Genomic DNA, 19035 nt, shown 5'->3' on the forward strand with positions numbered 1-19035 from the left:
CATGAGTAAACTGGCATTTATTTTTCCGGGACAAGGTTCACAACAAGTGGGTATGGGAAACGAGATTGCAAGTGTATATGATCAGGCCAAACAAATATTTTTAGAGGCAGATGAAGTACTTGGCGACTCTTTATCTACTCTTTGTTTTGAAGGTCCCGAAGAAGTTTTACGTTTGACTGCCAATACACAACCAGCGATTTTAACAACTAGTGTTGCTTGTTATCGTGTATTTGCACAGACAGGAGTCACTCCTGATTTTGTCGCAGGACATAGTTTGGGAGAGTACAGTGCGCTAGTCGCAGCAGGCTCCCTTTCTTTTGCTGATGCAGTCAAAACGGTACGTCAGCGTGGAAAGTTTATGGAAGATGCTGTACCTGCGGGAGTCGGCGCGATGTCTGCAGTGCTCAATTTAGATCGTGAACGGTTAGATGAAGTATGTCGAACTGTAAGTAAAGAAGGATTTGTGGTAGAGCCCGCAAACTATAATTGTCCAGGGCAGATTGCTATTTCGGGTCATAAGGAAGCGGTGGAAGAAGCAGGTAAAAAGGCATTAGAGGCAGGGGCACGTCGAGTGATTCCCTTATCTGTAAGTGGACCTTTTCATTCTTCGTTGATGAAACCAGCAGCTAATCGCTTAAATGAAACACTTAGCCAAGTCACGATTCATGATGCGAAGATCCCAGTGCTTGCAAATGTTACCGCACAACCAGTCACTGCAAGCGAAGAGATTCATCGTTTGCTAGTTGAACAAGTCGCATCTCCCGTCAAATGGGAAGATAGTGTGCGTGATATGATTGAACAAGGAGTCACTACTTTTGTTGAATTTGGTTCAGGGACTGTACTGTCTGGACTTGTTAAAAAAGTAGATCGCAAGGTTACTACCTATGCTGTTCAAGATTCAAAGTCTCTGGAGAATGTGCTGAATCAATTAAATTTGACCCTTTAATAGGCAGGGAGGATACTCATATGTCTGGTAAAGTCGCTGTTGTAACAGGTGGATCTCGTGGAATTGGTCGAGCGATCTCAGTGGCTCTAGCCCAAGCTGGTGCAGATGTAGTTGTTTTTTATGCTGGAAATCAAGCGGCGGCCGAAGAAACAGTTGCAACCATAAAAGAATTGGGTCGCCAAGCATTAGCTTTACAAGTGGATGTTTCGAAATCAGCAGAAGTGGATGCTGCTTTCAAGCAAGTGTTAGCAAACTTTGGGCGTATTGATATTCTTGTTAATAATGCAGGAATCACCCGTGATCAATTATTGATGAGAATGAAAGAAACCGAGTGGGATCAGGTGATGGACACGAACTTAAAAGGAGTTTTCCTTTGTACAAAAGCGGTTACCCGTCCGATGCTAAAACAACGTAGTGGACGAATCATCAACATCAGTTCTGTGGTTGGAGTTTCTGGTAATCCAGGTCAAGCCAATTATGCTGCTGCAAAAGCAGGTGTGATCGGTTTGACGAAGACAACAGCTAAAGAATTAGCCAATCGTGGGATTACAGTGAATGCAGTTGCGCCCGGATATATTGAAACAGATATGACAGATGTTTTAGATCATGAGGTCAAAAAACAAATGCTCACATCGATCCCGATGGGACGCCCAGGTTCAGCTGAAGATGTAGCGACAACGGTTCAGTTTTTAGCATCAGACACAGCCGGTTATATTACAGGTCAAACGATTCATGTTGATGGTGGCATGGTAACTTCTTAAAAAAATCTTGTTAACGTTGCTTGTCCTTGTTGATTTACGTATAATACGAGAGGAGGTGAATACATATGGCAAATACTTTAGAAAAAGTAACAAAAATCGTCGTAGATCGTCTTAATGTTAAAGCTGAAGAAGTAACTATGGAAGCTGGAATTAAAGAAGATCTCGGAGCAGACTCTTTAGATGTTGTTGATTTAATCATGGAACTTGAAGAAGAGTTCGATTTGGATATTGAAGATGAAGAAGCTGAAAAGATCTCCACGATTGGTGACGTGGTAACATACATTGACAAACATGCGAAATAATTCTTTGTTGACGTACTTTCGTTAAAGTCCCGTGTTTTGCGGGACTTTATACCTTCATCTTTTTTGGTCCTTTGTTCAACTTCGTTGAGAAAGGCGGTGTATGAGATGACAAATAATCGTGTGGTAATTACGGGTTTTGGAGTCGTCTCCCCGGTCGGTAGTGATGCATCTAATTTTTGGGAAAATCTTTTAGCAGGACAATCAGGAATTGGACCAGTCACTCTTTTTGATACAGAGGGGTTCGCTGTAAAAATTGCTGGTGAAGTGAAGGATTTCGATCCTCTAGATTATCTGGATCGTAAGGAAGCAAGAAAGATGGATCGATTTGTTCAATTTGCCATTGCTGCTGCGACTCAGGCTGTGAAGCACGCAGAATTGGATATGAGTAAAGAAGATCCAACCCGAGTGGGTGTCTATGTAGGATCGGGAATTGGTGGTTTGGGTACATTAGAAGAACAACACAAAACCTTACTCAAGAAGGGTCCACGTCGGGTGAGCCCATTTTTCATTCCTATGATGATTGCTAATATGGCATCAGGTCAAGTTTCGATGCAGATTGGAGCAAAAGGGCCTAATAGTGCAGCGATTTCTGCTTGTGCAACAGGAACGCACAGTATTGGAGATGCTTTTAAGATCATTCAACGTGGGGATGCAGATGTGATGATTGCTGGCGGGACAGAAGCCACTGTTTTACCAATGGCATTTGCAGGCTTTTCATCGATGGGAGCACTATCGACGCGAAATGATGACCCACAAAAAGCGAGTCGCCCTTTTGATCTAGAACGTGATGGTTTTGTCATGGGAGAAGGTTCAGGGGTTCTAGTTTTGGAAACGCTTGAGCATGCTTTAAATCGTGGAGCTAATATCATTGCAGAAGTCGCTGGATATGGGATGACTGCAGATGCATACCACTTAACAAGCCCAGATCCTGAGGGTGAAGGGGCAGCTAGAAGTATGCAAATAGCAATCAACGATGCTGGCTTAGAACCAAGTGACATTGATTATATCAATGCTCATGGAACTTCAACACCTCTTAATGATAAATTTGAGACACTTGCGATTAAGAGAGTGTTTGGAGAACATGTGAATCACTTAGCAGTTAGTTCGACGAAATCGATGACTGGTCACCTTTTAGGAGCTGCTGGTGGAGTCGAAGCGATTGCAACAGCCCTCGCCTTAAAAGAACAAATGATTCCTCCAACCATCAATTATGAAAATCCTGATCCAGAATGTGATTTGGATTATGTACCAAATGAAGCACGTAAAACTAATGTTCGAGCTGCACTATCCAACTCACTTGGATTTGGCGGACACAATGCGACAATCTTATTAAAAGTTTATGAGGATGCGTAAATAGTAGGTGGTGACATTCAATGAATTTGACTGGCTTGGAACAGAGAATAGGAATTTCTTTTGAAAATAAAAAGCTGTTCCAACAGGCGTTCACCCATACCTCTTACGCTCATGAAAGAAAACATAGTGGAGTTTATTCGGATAATGAACGCTTGGAATTTTTGGGAGATGCAGTGTTAGAACTGGCCGTTTCCGAATATCTCTTTTATCGCTATCCAGAAATGAGTGAAGGGGAATTGACTCGAACGCGTGCACGTGTGGTCTGTGAACCTTCACTCGCTTCGTTCGCGAAGGAATTGGAATTTGGACGTTATGTACGGTTAGGTAAAGGAGAGGAGATGACTGGTGGCCGATCTCGCCCTTCTCTTCTAGCAGATGCCTTTGAAGCCTTTATTGGAGCGCTTTTTTTAGATCAAGGCTTAGAAGTGGTTAAACACTTCTTACATGTCGTCGTTTTTTCAAAGCTAAGTGATGATTGGTTAGCGAGTATGACTGATGCCAAAAGTCAGTTGCAAGAAAGGGTTCAACAAGAACGAATGGGTCCTCTCGAATATCGGATTGTAGATACTCAAGGCCCTGCACATGATCGTCAATTTATTGCAGAAGTTTATTTAGAAAATAGACGGTTAGGTCAAGGCGCAGGTCGATCCAAAAAAGAGGCTGAACAACAAGCAGCTACTGAAGCGTTAAAGCATTGGCGAAAAGGATAGGGGTTAAGATTGACCACCGGATCTGAGAGGGGACGGTGGTTTAGTTGTATATGGATTGGGTATTCTGAATATTTGCGACTAGGTCTATGGTAGGAGTTTTTAGGTTTGTAATTGAAGGAGGAGAAAGGATGAAGTTGCTCATCGCAACACATAATCCGGGGAAAGTAAAAACGAGTCGTATTCTATTTGAACGTCTAGGAATTATGGGAGTTTCTTTACAGGATGTTTTATTACCGCATGGGCAATCATCCATCATGGAATAACCCTCTAGAAAAGAAAACCAACATCCAGTCGTCCCGAATGTCGGCTTTTTTTCCTAGGGGAGATCTTTATGTTCGAGTTTTGTTACAAATACACCACCTGGTCCCACTTCTAGAGTCAAGGTTTCCCGCCCGTAAGGAGGCTCGTGAGGTCCTTCAAATGTATCGACTTGAACTTTAACTATAAACCCAAAGCCACTAGGAGTCATTCTATGTACTTCCTTGACTTTCATCTCATGAATCTCAAAACTTTTGTATCTTTTTCCATAATAACCAACAAGGGCATCATCAATGGCTTTCACTAATGTAGTCTTAAAAGCATCTGTAATAATCTGTTGTTCTGAATCAGGGTTCGCAAACACTTGACCAGTTGTTGAAAAGAGAAGGCAGATGAAAGTTATACAGAAAATGAGTCTAGATTGTTTGTTCATTGTGCTTCCTCCAGCTTTTTTACTTATTGTTTTACAAACAAGGCTTTTTTATAGATGGTGAATCAGTAGTATTGATTGACTATAAGTTGGAAGTTGGCTTTGTACCACAATAAGGTGATGAAGGGTAAAATTCAACCTCAGCTAGGATGGATAGGAACTTTATGTTGTGTTTCACAGTTATAACAAATAGATATCAGTATTCAAAGGGAGGCATTAGAATGAGCGAAGTTACGTACCAAGATTTTGAGAAAGTTGAGCTTCGTGTAGGAGAAATTATCCGTGCAGAGCCATTTCCTAAAGCTAGAAAGCCTGCATATCGATTGTGGATTGATTTTGGCGAACTAGGAGTTAAAAAAAGTAGTGCTCAAATTACAGATCACTATACATGTGAGCAGTTAGTGGGGAGAAAAATTGTGGCAGTCACCAACTTCCCACCTAGACAAGTGGCTAATTTTATGTCAGAGGTATTAGTGTTAGGGGTTCCTGCAACTGAAGGAGGAGTTTCTCTCTTGAAAATTGAACATGAGGTTCCGTTGGGGAGTCGGGTTTATTAATAAAAAGCCGCCTAATCACTTTAACCATAGTGATTAGGCGGTCTTTCAACATACAGGTGAATGGCTATTACTATTCAACCAAGCCACCGATGATTTTCCAATTATGATCGACTTCTGCTTGAACAGTTCCCTGTTCACCAATGTAGTTGGTCATTAACTCGGAGACTTCAATATTGATATCTTTCAAGACGGGTTTACCTGCAAACATCGGATAGTTGCCGCCGCCACCCGCTCGGTAATTATTCAAAACAATGTTGTACTCTTTGTTTAGATCAAGTGGTTGCCCGTTTAGATCATTCAATTCAACAATACGCTGTCCCTCAGACTTAGAGACATCGATCGTATATTGGACACCTTCCCACATGTCGTAGTTATAATGTTGAACTTTGGGTGAGAGGTAAAGAGGATTTACTTCGACAGGTTCTTGACCATTATTTTGTTTAAAGTATTTAGCGGTTTGTTCAAGAGCAGCTTTGATGTCTGAACCTTTAACTTGAATTACTTTTAAGGTATTTGGATAGATATAGGTACTTAAAATGTCGCGAGTCGTCACATTTTCGGGTAATCCAGTAACTGTGTTATCAAAGAGTGAAGTGGAAGAGATCGTGGCTCCACTCGCTTCCATTTGCACTTTGTTAATAAATTGAATAAGTGCTGTATCATGGGTGCGAACATAATGATGATTGGTTACAGATAGATCTTCACTAATTTTCCCTACAGGTTGGTCAAGGAAGGCTTGTGTTTTTGTTTCGTAATTTTGGATGAGCTTTAGTACTTTAGGATCTGCAGGTACTCCTTCCACGGATAATAATTGAGCTTTTTTATCTGTGACCATCCATTTCCCTTTTTTCTTCTTAACATTCAGGTCAACGACAGAGAGATGAGATCCCCATTTACCAGGCTCTGTGACCAATACACCGTTCACACGCACATCAGGGAGAGCAATATGCATATGACCTGTCAGAATAACATCAAGATCTTTCACCTGAGTGGCTAATTCGTAAGCCTGATTTTCACCATCGTGTGAAGGAAGAGGTGTAATCGTTCCATCTGCCTCTTTCTTATGTTCCAAGCCACCATGATAGGCAATGACAACGACATCTACTTTTTCTTTTTTCTTTAAATGTGGCACCCATTTTTTTGCTGTTTCTACAGGATCTAAAAAATCGAGATGAGCAATATTTTTAGGGTCTTCCCAGTTCGGGATCTTTTTGGTGGTTAAGCCTAAGACGCCCACTCTTAAACCGTTTTTCATTTTAAAAACTTGATAAGGCTTAGTATAAACTTTGTTAGTACCTTTCCAGACAGTGTTGGCAGAAAGCCAAGGGAATTTGGCTTCATTCATAGCCTTTTCCATTACAGCTTGTCCATAATTATATTCATGATTTCCGATGGTCATGGAATCATATTTTAATGCATTCATCGTAAGTATCATTGGGTCGATGGGTTTGTTGTCAAAGCGAGCATGATAGTATTCCATCGGAGATCCCTGAATGAGATCACCATTGTCAAGTAACAAGGCATTTGGATTTTGCTGGCGAACTTGCTTAATTAAGGTAGACACTTTAGCGAGCCCGTGATCAACAGGTTCATTGTTCGTGTACTGAATGGGGGTAATATACCCATGTAAATCACTGGTAAGCATAATGGTGACTTTTTGTTCTTTTTCCTTTGCGCTGACGGTATTGGTCGCAGTCAACGATGTTGTTAAAGAGATTGTAAGTAACAAAGTTAGGGCAGATAAACCAAACTTTTTCCTAATCAAATCAATTCCTCCTTCTTGAAAATTAATATGCCATTCTAGTCTATTAAAAAGTAGATTAAAATAAAAGATGGTATTGTTTAAAAAATTATAATAGTAGGAACGAATTCAATCATCTGAAGGTGAAAAAAATCACCTCTTATATTTAAGAATACTTTGTTGTTAAAGGAAAACCAGGGAGGATCACTCATCTTTGAGACGATTTGTGCTAAAATATATCAGTTAACCTGTAGGAGAGGAGGACGGTTATGTACCTAAAACGTTTGGAGATGTCAGGGTTCAAATCATTTGCAAACCGAACAGAGTTAGAATTTGTTCCTGGAATTACTGCTGTTGTGGGTCCTAATGGGAGTGGGAAAAGTAATGTCACAGATGGAATCCGCTGGGTGTTAGGAGAGCAAAGTGCCAAGTCACTTCGTGGTGCTAAGATGGAAGATGTCATTTTCGCTGGAAGTGATACTCGAAAACCTGTGGGCTATTGTGAAGTTTCCATGACCTTCGATAATAGTGAGCGTCGCCTTGCACTTGATTATGCTGAAGTCACTGTAACCCGACGCGTGTACCGTTCAGGGGATAGTGAATATTTTCTCAATAAACAATTGTGTCGGCTCAAAGATATTCATGAGCTTTTTATGGATACTGGGATCGGGAAAGATGCCTACTCCATGATTGGACAAGGAAAAATCGATGAGATTCTGAGTACCAAATCTGAAGATCGTCGAGCTATTTTTGAAGAAGCAGCAGGAATTGTTAAGTATAAAACCCGCAAAAAAGAGGCAGAAAAAAAGTTAGACGGAACAGAGCAAAACTTATCTCGGATTCATGACTTGATTCATGAACTCGATTCTCAGGTGCAACCCCTATCAGAACAAGCCGAAACGGCTAAGAAATATAAAGAATTTAAAGATGAACTGCAAAATATAGAAATTGGGCTTTATGTACATAAGATTGAAACGTTGCATGATCAATGGCAACTAGCTACACAAGAAGTGAAGCAGCTTACAGAATTCCAAGTGAGTCTTTCTGCTGAACTAAGCACTAAAGAAGCCGAACTTGCACAGTTGAAAATGCAATTAAATGACCATGAACAAGTGTGGGAAGAAGTTCAAACGGGTCTACTTACTGTCAGTGGAGAATTAGAAAAAGCTGAAGGACAGCGTGAAGTTCGCTTAGAGCGAAATCGTAACCGGACATTGACGAAAGACCAACTAAAAGAACGTTTACAACAGTTAGAGGAAGAGCGTATTCGTCTATCTGAAGAAGCACAACAGTTGGATGATCGACTAGTAGTGAAACGAAAAGAACTAGAGCAAGCCGAATGGGAATTGGGATTGGTACAGCAAAAAATGTCATTAGCTGGTGATGATGAGAGTGAACAACTAGCTGAATTGACAGAGCGCGTACAAGGCAATGTGAACCAGATCGTGGCTCTACGTAGTGAAAAGCAGTATGTGGAAGAGCAATGTTTCCAATTGGATGAACGGTTAAAGAGCCTTCAGGAGAAAGAGCAACAGTTTCAGCAACAACAAGCTGAATATAGCACCCAGTCTAAAGAGATTGCAGACAAGCTACAGATTGTTGAAGAACAACTTAAAGAGGCAGCTGAGCAAGTTCGATCTATAGCTCAACAAAAGCAAAAACTTGAAGAAGAAGAAAAAAATCTATTTAAGCAAAATCGTGATGCTGAACAGCAATTACACCGACTTCGTTCTCAATATGAACTGATCCGTGAAATGGAAGCTGAGCATCAAGGTTTCTTTCAAGGAGTAAAGGAAATTCTGACAGCCCGTGACCGGGGAGTTTCCCATCTACAGGGAATTCACGGGGCTGTTGCCCAACTGATTCAAGTTCCTGAAAAATACGAAGCAGCTCTAGAGACATCATTAGGTGGAGCCTTACAACATCTTGTTGTGGAAAATGAACAAGTGGGTCGTCAAGGCATTACTTATTTAAAAGAAAAGCGGTTAGGGCGAGCTACCTTTTTACCATTAGATGTTTTACAGGGAAGATATTTACCGTCAGCAGAGCGAGAAAAATTAAAGCAAGTCCCTGGATTTGTCGGGGTTGGAGCAGAACTGGTCAAAACAGATGAAAAATATCGCACCTTAATTCAACATTTATTGGGGCTTGTCATTGTTGCCGAAACGCTTGAGCAAGCCAATCGGATTGCACGACAACTCAATTATAGATATCGTGTAGTTACCTTGGATGGAGATGTGGTGAACCCTGGTGGTTCGATGTCAGGGGGAAGTCGACAGAAAACCAAGACCAATCTCTTAGGGCGATCTAGACAGTTAGAAGAACTAGAAGCACAATTGGAGACTGCTAAGCAAAAATGGGAAGAGATTGGCGGTCATCTGATTCAACTAGAACAACGTAGAAAAAAATTAGAGGAAGACTGGGAAAATGTTCGTCGTCAAGGAGAAGAACGGCGGATGTATGAACAGGAACTACACGGACTGGAACGAGAGCTTCAGATCAAAAGCAAGTCAGTGACGGATCAGAAACAACAATACCAAGAAGAACTCCAACAAACTCATGAGAAACAACAAGCTCTTCGTATTCATTTACAAGAATTACACGAGCAAATTGGTCAACGAGAAACAGAAAAGTATCAAATGGAAACATTGGTAGAACAGTCACAAGCCCGTGTGAAGCAGCAGGCGACAACAAAAGAAGAAGCAACTGAACGGATGACTGAGTGGAAAGTACAAGTAGCTCGCCTCAATCAAGAAACTACGAACTTAACAGAAAATCAGACTCGTATGCAACAAGAACTGATTCGACTGGCACAGCAAAAAACTTCTGTGGAAGAAGAGTTAGGTGCATTGGAATCACAAGATGAAAGTGGACAAGTTGAATTAGTTTCTTTAGAAGAACAGATTGAAAAGTTGCGGCTGAATAAAGAGCAACAGCAGCAACGATTAAGTGAAGTACGTGCTCATCGGGAACAGCTACTCCAACAACGTGATGAACAAGAGCAAGCGGTTCGTCAAACTCAGCAAGCGCTTCGAAAAAAAGAGACAGGGCTTCGCGATCAAGAAGTACGAGTCAATCGCTTAGACGTAGAATTGAACCATTTACTTCAAAAACTAGCTGAAGAATATGAAATTAGTTTTGAACGAGCGCAACAAGTTTATGATAAACCAGAAGAGCCGGCAAAAGCAGAACGTAGGGTTCGTTCTCTGAAATCGCAAATCTCATCTTTAGGAGAAGTGAATCTAGGGGCAATTGAAGAATATCAACGACTCAGTGAACGCTTGGAGTTTTTAAAAACACAAGAAGCTGACCTTCTAGAAGCAAAGCAAACATTATATGAGATCATTGAGCGTATGGAATCTGAAATGGGGAAACGATTTGCCGAAAACTTTGAACTGATTCGGGGCGAGTTTCAGCATGTATTTGTTCAGATGTTTGGCGGAGGTCGAGCTGATCTTCATTTATCAGATCCAGATAACTTACTAGAGACAGGAATTGAGATCGTAGCCCAACCTCCCGGGAAGAAGTTGCAAAATCTAACTCTTTTATCTGGAGGAGAGAGAGCTTTAGCTGCTTTAGCCTTACTTTTCGCTGTTCTATGTATTAAACCAGTTCCCTTTTGTGTCCTTGATGAAGTGGATGCTGCACTCGATGAAGCCAACTTAACAAGGTTTACCCGCTATATGCGTGAATTTGCCAACAAGACACAATTTATTATTATTACACACCGTAAACATACGATGGAGGGAGCTGATGTCTTGTATGGAATTACCATGCAAGAATCAGGGGTCTCCAAACTGGTATCGGTCAGTTTAGAAGAGTATGATGGATAGTAGATGTTTGCTGTAGCTTTGAAAGGAGGATTGCATCCATGAGCTTTTTTAAACGGATTAAAGAAAGTGTTTCAAAAAAGACTGAATCCGTGACCCAGAAGTTTATGTCAGGACTGAGTAAGACAAGTAACTCTTTTACTGGGGCGATGAATGATCTTTTTACGGGAAGGAAAAAGATCGATGAGGAACTATACGAAGAATTGGAAGAGATTTTGATCACTGCAGATGTGGGGGTTCAAACCACGATGGATTTGATTGAGCGACTTCGTCTGCAAGTGAAAGAGAAAAAAGTGAAAGACCCCCAAGAGCTTCAACCTCTTTTGTCAGAAATTATCGCTGACATGTTAGAGTATGAACAGAAAGATACCAATATCAAAATGAATGAAGATGGTATGACGATTCTATTGTTTGTAGGTGTCAATGGGGTTGGAAAAACAACTACAATTGGAAAATTAGCACATAAATTTAAAAGTGAAGGTAAAAAAGTGGTTCTTGCTGCGGGTGATACCTTTCGCGCTGGTGCGATTGAACAATTGGAAACATGGGGCGAACGTGTGGGAGTTGATGTGATTAAACACCAAGCGGGTTCAGATCCCGCCGCTGTGATCTATGATGGTATTCAAGCGGCAAAGGCTCGTCAAGCAGATCTTCTGCTCTGTGATACCGCAGGGCGTCTCCAAAATAAAGTAAACTTAATGGAAGAACTAAAAAAAGTTCATCGAGTTGTGCAGAGAGAAGTGCCTGGTGCTCCTCATGAAGTTTTATTGGTTCTAGATGCTACAACCGGACAAAATGCATTAATTCAAGCCAAACAATTTGGGGAAGCTGTGCAGGTTTCTGGAATTGTTTTAACCAAGTTAGACGGAACAGCCAAAGGTGGCATCGTGATTGCGATCAATAATGAGATTCAATTACCTGTTAAATTTGTAGGTCTTGGTGAAAAAGCAGATGATCTACAAGAATTTGACTCAAACCAATTTTTACACGCTTTATTTAAAGATGCGATTGAAAAAGAAGAAGTGAATGGATAGTGGAAATTTATCAAGGTAAAATCCTTGACAAGGTGCTTCGCCTTCATTTATAGTATACATCTGTAAAGGTTATTTCCTTGACAGATAATTTGAGGTGACTCCAATGTTGGAGAAAACCACAGAAATGAACTTACTTTATGATTTTTATGGATTGCTCTTGACCAATAAACAGCAGAAATTATTAGAAATGTATTACCTCGATGATTGGTCATTAGGTGAAATTGCTGATCATCAGGGAGTATCTCGGCAAGCTGTTTTTGAAGCGATCAAACGTGCACAAAAGACTTTGACAGATTTAGAAAGTCAATTAGGATTATTACAAAAGCATTTGAATCGACAACAAATCGCTGAAGAGTTATTTAAACAGATAGAAGCATTGCCAGACAGAGATGCGTTGACCCAACTGGTGAAACAGTTGATCGACATCGATTAAGTCGTGAGGAGGTGGCACCGTGGCATTTGAAGGTTTGTCCGAACGCCTACAAGCTGTCATGCAAAAGTTACGTGGTAAAGGAAAGGTAAGTGAATCAGACGTTAAAGAAGCGATGCGTGAAGTTCGCTTAGCTCTCCTTGAAGCAGATGTCAACTTTAAAGTCGTGAAAGATTTTGTTAAAGGTGTTACTGAACGTGCCGTTGGACAAGAAGTGCTTAAGGGATTAAACCCAGCCCAACAAGTGATCAAAGTAGTTAATGAGGAATTAACTCAGCTGATGGGAGGCGAGCAAAGTAAACTTGTCCAGGCAAACCGACCACCTACCAAAATCATGATGGTAGGGTTGCAAGGTGCTGGGAAAACGACAACCTCTGGCAAATTAGCACGCTTTTTAACCAAGCAAAACCGCAGACCTCTGTTGGTTGCAGGGGATGTATACCGCCCAGCAGCCATTAAACAGTTACAAATATTAGGTCAAGATTTAAAAACTCCAGTTTTTTCTTTGGGAGATCAAGAAAGCCCTGTAAAGATTGCTCAACAAGGGGTTGAACAAGCTAAACAGGAAAATTACGATTATGTCATCATCGATACGGCTGGTCGTTTGCACATTGATGGAACCATGATGGAAGAACTGAAGCAGATTAAAGAAAAGATTGAGCCTGATGAGATTTTGCTTGTCGTTGATGCGATGACAGGACAAGATGCTGTCAATGTAGCTCAAAGCTTTCATCGTGAATTAGGCTTGACTGGAGTTGTACTGACAAAGCTCGATGGAGACACTCGGGGTGGTGCAGCACTTTCAGTCAAAGCGGTAACTCAATGTCCAATTAAATTTGTCGGTTTGGGTGAAAAAACGGATGCTCTTGAACCTTTTTATCCAGATCGAATGGCATCACGGATTCTTGGTATGGGCGATGTACTTAGCCTGATTGACAAAGTTCAAGCAGAAGTGGATCAGGAAAAAGCCAAAGAGTTTGCCGAGAAGATGCGTACTCAGACCTTTAGTTTTGATGACTTCTTGGAACAACTCCAACAAGTGAAAAAAATGGGACCGCTTGAAGATATGTTATCCATGTTACCTGGAGCTGGACAAGTCAAAGGACTTAAAAATCTTCAGGTAGATGAGAAACAATTAGGGCGAATTGAAGCGATTATTCGTTCTATGACCCCGAAAGAGCGAATGCAGCCCGAGATTATTAACGCCAATCGTCGGAAGAGAATTGCGATGGGAAGTGGAACGAAGGTTCAAGATGTCAATCGGCTTCTGAAGCAATTTGATGATATGAAGAAAATGATGAAGCAAATGACCGCAATGACTAAAGGCGGCAAAAGAAAAAAAGGTGGAATGGGTGGCTTCCGTCTCCCATTCATGAGATAAAGGTAAGCTCGTAACTTTTGCTAGGAGGTGAAACAGATGGCAGTTAAAATTCGCTTAAAACGTATGGGTGCGAAAAAATCTCCGTTCTACCGTGTAGTCGTAGCTGATGCACGTGCACCCCGTGATGGTCGTTTTATCGAGGAGATTGGATATTACAATCCACTCACTCAACCAGCACAAGTGAAAATCGATGCTGATAAAGCAATGAAATGGTTAGCAACTGGTGCACAACCTTCAGATACCGTACGCAACCTATTCCGTCGCGAAGGTATCTTGAAAGACCAAAAATAATGGTGTTTCGCAGAACGGCGGAGGGTCGTAGCAATGAAACAACTGATTGAACTGATTGCTCAATCACTAGTGGATCATCCTGAACAAGTGAGTATTCATGAACGAGTCACTGAGCAAGCCATTATCTATGAATTAACTGTAGCTAATGAGGATAAGGGGAAAGTGATTGGAAAACAGGGTCGGGTTGTCAAAGCTGTTCGCTCAGTTGTTGGAGCAGCTGCCGTGAAAGAAAATAAGCGAGTGATGATCGAGATCGTTTAAAACGACCGACAAGGAGGAAGCAACTTGGATTTAACTGGCTATTTAAAAGTAGGACGTCTTGTCGGGACACACGGGATCCGTGGTGAGGTACGTGTTCTCTCTGATACCGATTTTCCAGAGCATCGCTTCGCTTTAGGAAATCAACTCTTTCTTATGCACCCTCAGTTGGTCGAGCCTTTTCCCCTTACCATACAGGTCTGTCGTCCGCATAAGTCAGCTCTTCTGATTAAGTTTCGAGAATGGGATAACATTAATCAAGCGGAGCCGTACAAAGGTGGGCTACTGGTAGTCAAGAGCGATGATCTTGTTCCAGTGAATGAAGACGAAGGCGAATATTATTTTCATCAGATTATTGGCTGTGAAGTGATCACGACTGATGGAAGGCATCTAGGTAAGGTCAAAGAGATTCTACCTTTGCCAGCGAATGATGTATGGGTCGTTGATGATCGTGAATCTAAAAAAGAGATTCTGCTTCCTTTTATCGAAGAGGTAGTGAAAGAGGTTAACGTTGAACAAAAGCGGATTACGATCCAGTGGATGGAAGGTTTGGGTGAATAGTGGCGACAATTCGATTTGATGTACTCACTCTTTTTCCGGAAATGTTTACTGGCTTCTTAAATACCAGTATCATCAAAAAAGCACATGAAAAAGAGTTTATTGAAACCACCATAGTCAACTTTCGAGACTTTACTACAGATAAACATAAAACGGTAGATGATACTCCCTATGGTGGGGGAGGTGGCATGGTATTAAAGCCACAGCCACTCTTCGATGCCGTTGATGATCTGTGTAAAGGATTGGAGCAACGTCCGCCGATTATTTTAATGTCTCCACAGGGAGAGCCTTTTACACAGAAAAAAGCAGAAGAACTAGCTCAATACTCGCACCTCATATTGCTTTGTGGCCATTATGAGGGGTATGATGAGCGGATTCGTGAACATTTGGTAACTGAAGAGATCTCCATAGGTGATTATGTACTTACAGGTGGAGAGCTCCCCGCTATGGTGATTATGGATAGCGTGAGTCGACTCATTCCAGGTGTCCTCGGCAACGAGACTTCGGCTGTCACGGACTCTTTCTCCCTAGGTTTGCTGGAATATCCACAGTATACACGACCTGCTGAATACTGTGGATATCGAGTGCCAGATGTACTCCTATCGGGACATCATCTCAAGATTGAAAAATGGCGAAGAGAACAGTCGTTACTTCGCACTTGGGAACGCCGTCCTGATCTGCTGGTCACCGCTCCACTTTCTGAGGAGGATCGTAAATTTCTCGCAAAGTTAGAGCAATCTCAAACTAGGAATGAGTAATTGTCTTCAATCAGGTCGTTATGTTACAATATTCTCCGTTCAATCCTATTAATTAGGTATATACAGGAAAAACTTAAAATCATTTTCGGATCCTGAAAGGAGGGAACTTTGATGCAATCCATTCTACGTGCAGTGGCTGAAGAGCAACTTCGTAAAGATCTTCCACAATTTCGTGCAGGTGACACTCTACGTGTTCACGTGAAAGTAAAAGAGGGTCAACGCGAGCGGATTCAGGTCTTTGAAGGTGTTGTGATTCAACGTCGTGGTGGTGGGATCGAACAAACTTTTACCGTTCGTAAGATTTCTTATGGGGTTGGAGTTGAACGTACTTTCCCGCTTCACTCTCCACGGATTGATAAAATTGAAGTAATGCGTCGTGGTAAAGTTCGTCGTGCGAAATTGTACTACCTACGTAAACTACGTGGTAAAGCAGCTCGTATTAAAGAACTTCATCAAAGATAGTTCATAAAGTGGAAGGGCTTGATCATGTTTCAAGCCCTTTTCTCGCATCTATGTAAATGAACCAATTGGTAAAAGGAGGTTCCAATGACACCTTATCCTCCACGCTCTCAACATTTGGGCAGGAAAAGAAGAAAAGAAGATCATTCAGATAATAAGAAAGTGGCCTGGGAGTGGGCTAAAGTCATTGGATTGGCAGTGATCATCGCTGTGGTGATTCGCATATTTTTATTTGAACCTTTTGATGTCTCAGGTCCCTCTATGGAAAACACGATGCATACTGGGAATATCGTCATGGTGAACAAGTTGATCTATAAATTTGGTGAACCAGAACGAGGGGAAATCGTTGTTTTTCATGTTCCTGGCTCAGAGCAGAAGGATTTTGTGAAACGTGTGGTTGCCTTACCTGGTGAAAAGGTTGAAGTGAAAAATAGTAAATTAATCGTGGATGATAAGATTATTGAAGAGCCATACTTAAGTGAAAATATGCGAACCATGGACTTTGAAGCTGTAACCGTACCACAGGGACATTTATTCGTACTTGGAGATAATCGAGCAAATAGTACAGATAGCCGTAGCCATGATTTAGGTCCCATTCCGATCGATAGTATTATTGGAAGAGCAGATCTCATCTATTGGCCTTTGAGTCAATTTGAGTTTCTTTGGTAGTCAAGAAAGCATGCCATTTGAAGTGTGGAACGATGAAGAGCTTGAACTATCAAGCTCTTTTCTCCGACTCTATACAGAAAAAAATGGGATTACATACATGAATTAGATGATTAAATAAAGGGATAAAGCAGGTGATAGGTAGTGAACATTCAGTGGTTCCCCGGTCATATGGCAAAGGCGAGACGCCAAGTAGAAGAAAAGCTAAAACAAGTAGATGTTGTTTTTGAACTAGTTGATGGGCGTTTACCCCTTTCGAGTCGAAACCCGATGATTGATCAAGTTGTGAAGCATAAACCTCGTCTGATTTTACTGACAAAGTGTGACCTGGCTGATGAGAAAGCGAATCAGGTTTGGATTCAATATTTTCGCCAATTAGGAATGACTGTCTTACCTGTCGATGCACAAACAGGAAAAGGTGTTGGACAAATCCAAGTAGCAACCGAGCGACTTCTTCAGCCATTATTTGAGGCTAGACAAAGAAAAGGGATTCTTACCAAAAGAATTCGGGCCATGGTGTTAGGGATTCCTAATGTTGGAAAATCGTCTTTAATTAATCGTTTAGCGAAACGAACCGCTACTGTGACTGGAGATCGACCTGGGGTCACGAAAGCCCAACAGTGGATTCGAATCGGTAAAAACTTAGAGCTATTGGATACACCCGGGATTTTATGGCCTAAATTTGATGACCCTGAAGTCGGGATGCGTCTAGCAGCAAGTGGAGCGATTAAAGAAGAAATCTTGCCGCGAGAAGAAGTTGCTTTTTATACCGTTTGTTTTTTAGCCGAAAGATACCCTCAATTATTATCGACCAGATATAAAATGGCTGATGTAACTTCACTTGAAGGTGTACAATTACTAGACGAAATCGGTAAAAAACGAGGTTGTTTACAAAAAGGCGGAGATATCAATTACGAAAAAGTTAGCGAAATCATTTTAAATGACTTACGATCAGGTCGACTGGGACGGATCACCTTTGAATTACCTGAGGACTGGGAGAAGGCAAGAGGAGAGACCGATCATGAAGAAGACAATTCCTCAGATTAAAGCATGGTTGCAACAAGAGGTACTTTCAACACAGGAAATTAAAGAGCTTCAGAACGATTCACGTGTTGGAGTTCGTAAATTAGTGCAATCTTATCTAAGAGGACAAGAACAGAAAGAAAAAGAACTTCAACGACTTGAGCAAATGTGGCAATATGAACGGGAAGCTAGAACCAAGGGGATCCAAATCATAGCAGGTGTAGACGAAGCAGGACGTGGACCTTTAGCTGGACCTGTGGTGGCATCTGCAGTGATTCTCCCCATAGACTTTGATGTGACAGGAATCAATGATTCCAAGCAGTTAAGTGGAGAACAACGGGAAAAACTGAAGCAAAAAATTGAACAAAATGCGATCAGCATAGGAGTGGGAATCGTCGATGCGGAAGTGATTGACCGCATTAACATCCTTCAGGCGACTTACCAAGCTATGCGACTAGCGATTCAACAATGTCAACCTGTTCCTGACCTACTTCTAGCGGATGCTGTCACCATCCCACAAATCTCTATTCCTCAGAAATCCATCATCAAAGGAGATGCCAAAAGCCACTCGATTGCTGCTGCTTCGATCATTGCTAAGACCACTCGTGATGAATGGATGAGACAAGCTGCTGAAGAATATCCTGAATATGGTTTTGAGCAGCACATGGGTTATGGAACTCCTACACATCTTGAGGCAATTCGGCAATATGGACCTTGTCCGATTCACCGACGTTCCTTTGCGCCTGTTAGAGAGTTAATGCAAGAAACTTTAGCTTTGTATACCCAATAGGAGGGAATTGATGAAAAAAGATCTCCGTAAACAAGTCGGACAAGCAGGTGAACAAGCGGCAACAGAATTCCTTATTAATAGGGGTTGGAAAATCCTTGATCGCAATTGGTCGACACGTCTCGGAGAATTGGACATCATCGCTATAGACCATCCAACCATCGTTTTCGTTGAGGTGAGAACAACGAGTAGTACTTATTTTGGTTATGGGTTTCAATCCGTGGACTTTCGTAAACAACAAAAAGTTCGACGCTTAGCACTTCAGTACATACAAATGAAGCAATGGGATCATTTACCTATTCGCTTTGATGTAATCTCTGTGTTTATGGGAAGGGATGGTATCCCTACACAAGTGGATCTGATCGAGGGAGCGTTTTGAGATGTGTAGGTGTTTTTCATCGGTGTGTGTATAATAAAAAGTCAGTCCCTAAGTGAGAACTGGCTTTTTAAGTGGTTGTGTTAAACGTAAATAGTTATAATTTACTTATGGAGATTTAGATAA

22 protein-coding genes are annotated in these 19035 nt (G+C 41.5%); 20 read left to right on the forward strand and 2 right to left on the reverse strand.

All coding sequences use genetic code 11. The features are described from left to right. Position 1 precedes the first annotated feature (1 nt). The 6 genes from fabD to EDD58_RS15290 all read left to right on the forward strand — a co-directional run bounded on the left by fabD (position 2) and on the right by EDD58_RS15290 (position 4335). Complete coding sequence (gene fabD, locus EDD58_RS12900; RefSeq protein WP_131926224.1) at positions 2–946, forward strand: ACP S-malonyltransferase; 945 nt, start codon at positions 2–4, stop codon at positions 944–946. Positions 947–966: 20 nt separating this feature from the next. Continuing rightward, a complete protein-coding gene (gene fabG, locus EDD58_RS12905) occupies positions 967–1707 on the forward strand; it encodes a 3-oxoacyl-[acyl-carrier-protein] reductase (RefSeq protein WP_131926226.1) in 741 nt (246 codons plus the stop codon). Between the two features lie 65 nt (positions 1708–1772). Further along, on the forward strand, positions 1773–2009 hold the full coding sequence (gene acpP, locus EDD58_RS12910) for an acyl carrier protein (protein WP_131926228.1): 237 nt from the start codon (positions 1773–1775) through the stop codon (positions 2007–2009). Between the two features lie 105 nt (positions 2010–2114). Then, positions 2115–3362, forward strand: a complete 1248-nt coding sequence (gene fabF, locus EDD58_RS12915; protein WP_131926230.1) for a beta-ketoacyl-ACP synthase II — start codon at positions 2115–2117, stop codon at positions 3360–3362. A 20-nt stretch (positions 3363–3382) separates the two neighbouring features. Continuing rightward, positions 3383–4072 carry a ribonuclease III gene (gene rnc, locus EDD58_RS12920; protein ID WP_131926232.1) on the forward strand — a complete coding sequence of 230 codons (690 nt, stop codon included), beginning with the start codon at positions 3383–3385 and terminating at the stop codon, positions 4070–4072. Positions 4073–4200: 128 nt separating this feature from the next. Then, positions 4201–4335 (forward strand): hypothetical protein, encoded by a 135-nt coding sequence (locus tag EDD58_RS15290; protein WP_279389114.1) that lies wholly within the window; start codon positions 4201–4203, stop codon positions 4333–4335. 53 nt (positions 4336–4388) lie between these two features. Here the strand turns inward: EDD58_RS15290 and EDD58_RS12925 are convergent, their stop codons facing one another. Beyond that, the gene (locus tag EDD58_RS12925; protein ID WP_131926234.1) at positions 4389–4763 is read right to left on the reverse strand and encodes a DUF3888 domain-containing protein; all 375 of its coding nucleotides are present in this window, start codon (positions 4761–4763) and stop codon (positions 4389–4391) included. 218 nt (positions 4764–4981) lie between these two features. Between EDD58_RS12925 and EDD58_RS12930 the strand changes: the two genes are divergently transcribed. Continuing rightward, positions 4982–5317, forward strand: a complete 336-nt coding sequence (locus tag EDD58_RS12930) for a tRNA-binding protein (RefSeq protein ID WP_131926236.1) — start codon at positions 4982–4984, stop codon at positions 5315–5317. A 70-nt stretch (positions 5318–5387) separates the two neighbouring features. Here the strand turns inward: EDD58_RS12930 and EDD58_RS12935 are convergent, their stop codons facing one another. Further along, complete coding sequence (locus EDD58_RS12935) at positions 5388–7082, reverse strand: bifunctional metallophosphatase/5'-nucleotidase (protein WP_243648741.1); 1695 nt, start codon at positions 7080–7082, stop codon at positions 5388–5390. 245 nt (positions 7083–7327) lie between these two features. Between EDD58_RS12935 and smc the strand changes: the two genes are divergently transcribed. From smc to EDD58_RS13000, 13 genes are all read left to right on the forward strand, one after another. Beyond that, positions 7328–10891, forward strand: a complete 3564-nt coding sequence (smc, locus tag EDD58_RS12940) for a chromosome segregation protein SMC (protein ID WP_131926238.1) — start codon at positions 7328–7330, stop codon at positions 10889–10891. Between the two features lie 38 nt (positions 10892–10929). After that, positions 10930–11922 carry a signal recognition particle-docking protein FtsY gene (gene ftsY / locus EDD58_RS12945; protein ID WP_131926240.1) on the forward strand — a complete coding sequence of 331 codons (993 nt, stop codon included), beginning with the start codon at positions 10930–10932 and terminating at the stop codon, positions 11920–11922. Between the two features lie 103 nt (positions 11923–12025). Further along, the gene (gene ylxM, locus EDD58_RS12950; RefSeq protein WP_131926242.1) at positions 12026–12355 is read left to right on the forward strand and encodes a YlxM family DNA-binding protein; all 330 of its coding nucleotides are present in this window, start codon (positions 12026–12028) and stop codon (positions 12353–12355) included. 19 nt (positions 12356–12374) lie between these two features. After that, a complete protein-coding gene (ffh, locus tag EDD58_RS12955) occupies positions 12375–13733 on the forward strand; it encodes a signal recognition particle protein (protein WP_131926244.1) in 1359 nt (452 codons plus the stop codon). Positions 13734–13769: 36 nt separating this feature from the next. Continuing rightward, positions 13770–14024 (forward strand): 30S ribosomal protein S16, encoded by a 255-nt coding sequence (gene rpsP / locus EDD58_RS12960; RefSeq protein WP_131926246.1) that lies wholly within the window; start codon positions 13770–13772, stop codon positions 14022–14024. A 33-nt stretch (positions 14025–14057) separates the two neighbouring features. Continuing rightward, on the forward strand, positions 14058–14285 hold the full coding sequence (locus tag EDD58_RS12965) for a KH domain-containing protein (protein ID WP_131926248.1): 228 nt from the start codon (positions 14058–14060) through the stop codon (positions 14283–14285). Positions 14286–14309: 24 nt separating this feature from the next. Continuing rightward, positions 14310–14843, forward strand: a complete 534-nt coding sequence (gene rimM / locus EDD58_RS12970) for a ribosome maturation factor RimM (protein ID WP_131926250.1) — start codon at positions 14310–14312, stop codon at positions 14841–14843. An 8-nt stretch (positions 14844–14851) separates the two neighbouring features. Next, the gene (gene trmD / locus EDD58_RS12975; protein ID WP_131926357.1) at positions 14852–15598 is read left to right on the forward strand and encodes a tRNA (guanosine(37)-N1)-methyltransferase TrmD; all 747 of its coding nucleotides are present in this window, start codon (positions 14852–14854) and stop codon (positions 15596–15598) included. 111 nt (positions 15599–15709) lie between these two features. Continuing rightward, a complete protein-coding gene (gene rplS / locus EDD58_RS12980; RefSeq protein ID WP_131926252.1) occupies positions 15710–16060 on the forward strand; it encodes a 50S ribosomal protein L19 in 351 nt (116 codons plus the stop codon). 84 nt (positions 16061–16144) lie between these two features. Further along, positions 16145–16726 carry a signal peptidase I gene (gene lepB, locus EDD58_RS12985; RefSeq protein WP_131926254.1) on the forward strand — a complete coding sequence of 194 codons (582 nt, stop codon included), beginning with the start codon at positions 16145–16147 and terminating at the stop codon, positions 16724–16726. Positions 16727–16867: 141 nt separating this feature from the next. After that, positions 16868–17770 (forward strand): ribosome biogenesis GTPase YlqF, encoded by a 903-nt coding sequence (gene ylqF, locus EDD58_RS12990; RefSeq protein WP_131926256.1) that lies wholly within the window; start codon positions 16868–16870, stop codon positions 17768–17770. After that, a complete protein-coding gene (locus EDD58_RS12995) occupies positions 17742–18536 on the forward strand; it encodes a ribonuclease HII (RefSeq protein ID WP_131926359.1) in 795 nt (264 codons plus the stop codon). The genes ylqF and EDD58_RS12995 overlap by 29 nt, the downstream gene beginning before the upstream one ends. Positions 18537–18546: 10 nt before the next feature. Further along, on the forward strand, positions 18547–18912 hold the full coding sequence (locus EDD58_RS13000) for a YraN family protein (RefSeq protein ID WP_131926258.1): 366 nt from the start codon (positions 18547–18549) through the stop codon (positions 18910–18912). Positions 18913–19035 lie beyond the last annotated feature (123 nt).

The sequence above is a fragment of the Hazenella coriacea genome (assembly GCF_004341825.1).
Classification (GTDB): domain Bacteria; phylum Bacillota; class Bacilli; order Thermoactinomycetales; family Thermoactinomycetaceae; genus Hazenella; species Hazenella coriacea.

Bases quoted from the DNA above. Each gene is read 5' to 3' on its own strand.
- lepB (WP_131926254.1), top strand. From the start codon at position 16,145: ATGACACCTTATCCTCCACGCTCTCAACATTTGGGCAGGAAAAGAAGA.
- acpP (WP_131926228.1), top strand. From the start codon at position 1,773: ATGGCAAATACTTTAGAAAAAGTAACAAAAATCGTCGTAGATCGTCTT.
- EDD58_RS12925 (WP_131926234.1), bottom strand. From the start codon at position 4,763: ATGAACAAACAATCTAGACTCATTTTCTGTATAACTTTCATCTGCCTT.
- EDD58_RS12930 (WP_131926236.1), top strand. From the start codon at position 4,982: ATGAGCGAAGTTACGTACCAAGATTTTGAGAAAGTTGAGCTTCGTGTA.
- ftsY (WP_131926240.1), top strand. From the start codon at position 10,930: ATGAGCTTTTTTAAACGGATTAAAGAAAGTGTTTCAAAAAAGACTGAA.
- EDD58_RS15290 (WP_279389114.1), top strand. From the start codon at position 4,201: ATGAAGTTGCTCATCGCAACACATAATCCGGGGAAAGTAAAAACGAGT.
- rpsP (WP_131926246.1), top strand. From the start codon at position 13,770: ATGGCAGTTAAAATTCGCTTAAAACGTATGGGTGCGAAAAAATCTCCG.
- smc (WP_131926238.1), top strand. From the start codon at position 7,328: ATGTACCTAAAACGTTTGGAGATGTCAGGGTTCAAATCATTTGCAAAC.
- fabD (WP_131926224.1), top strand. From the start codon at position 2: ATGAGTAAACTGGCATTTATTTTTCCGGGACAAGGTTCACAACAAGTG.
- fabF (WP_131926230.1), top strand. From the start codon at position 2,115: ATGACAAATAATCGTGTGGTAATTACGGGTTTTGGAGTCGTCTCCCCG.
- fabG (WP_131926226.1), top strand. From the start codon at position 967: ATGTCTGGTAAAGTCGCTGTTGTAACAGGTGGATCTCGTGGAATTGGT.
- rplS (WP_131926252.1), top strand. From the start codon at position 15,710: ATGCAATCCATTCTACGTGCAGTGGCTGAAGAGCAACTTCGTAAAGAT.
- rnc (WP_131926232.1), top strand. From the start codon at position 3,383: ATGAATTTGACTGGCTTGGAACAGAGAATAGGAATTTCTTTTGAAAAT.
- EDD58_RS13000 (WP_131926258.1), top strand. From the start codon at position 18,547: ATGAAAAAAGATCTCCGTAAACAAGTCGGACAAGCAGGTGAACAAGCG.
- ylxM (WP_131926242.1), top strand. From the start codon at position 12,026: ATGTTGGAGAAAACCACAGAAATGAACTTACTTTATGATTTTTATGGA.
- EDD58_RS12965 (WP_131926248.1), top strand. From the start codon at position 14,058: ATGAAACAACTGATTGAACTGATTGCTCAATCACTAGTGGATCATCCT.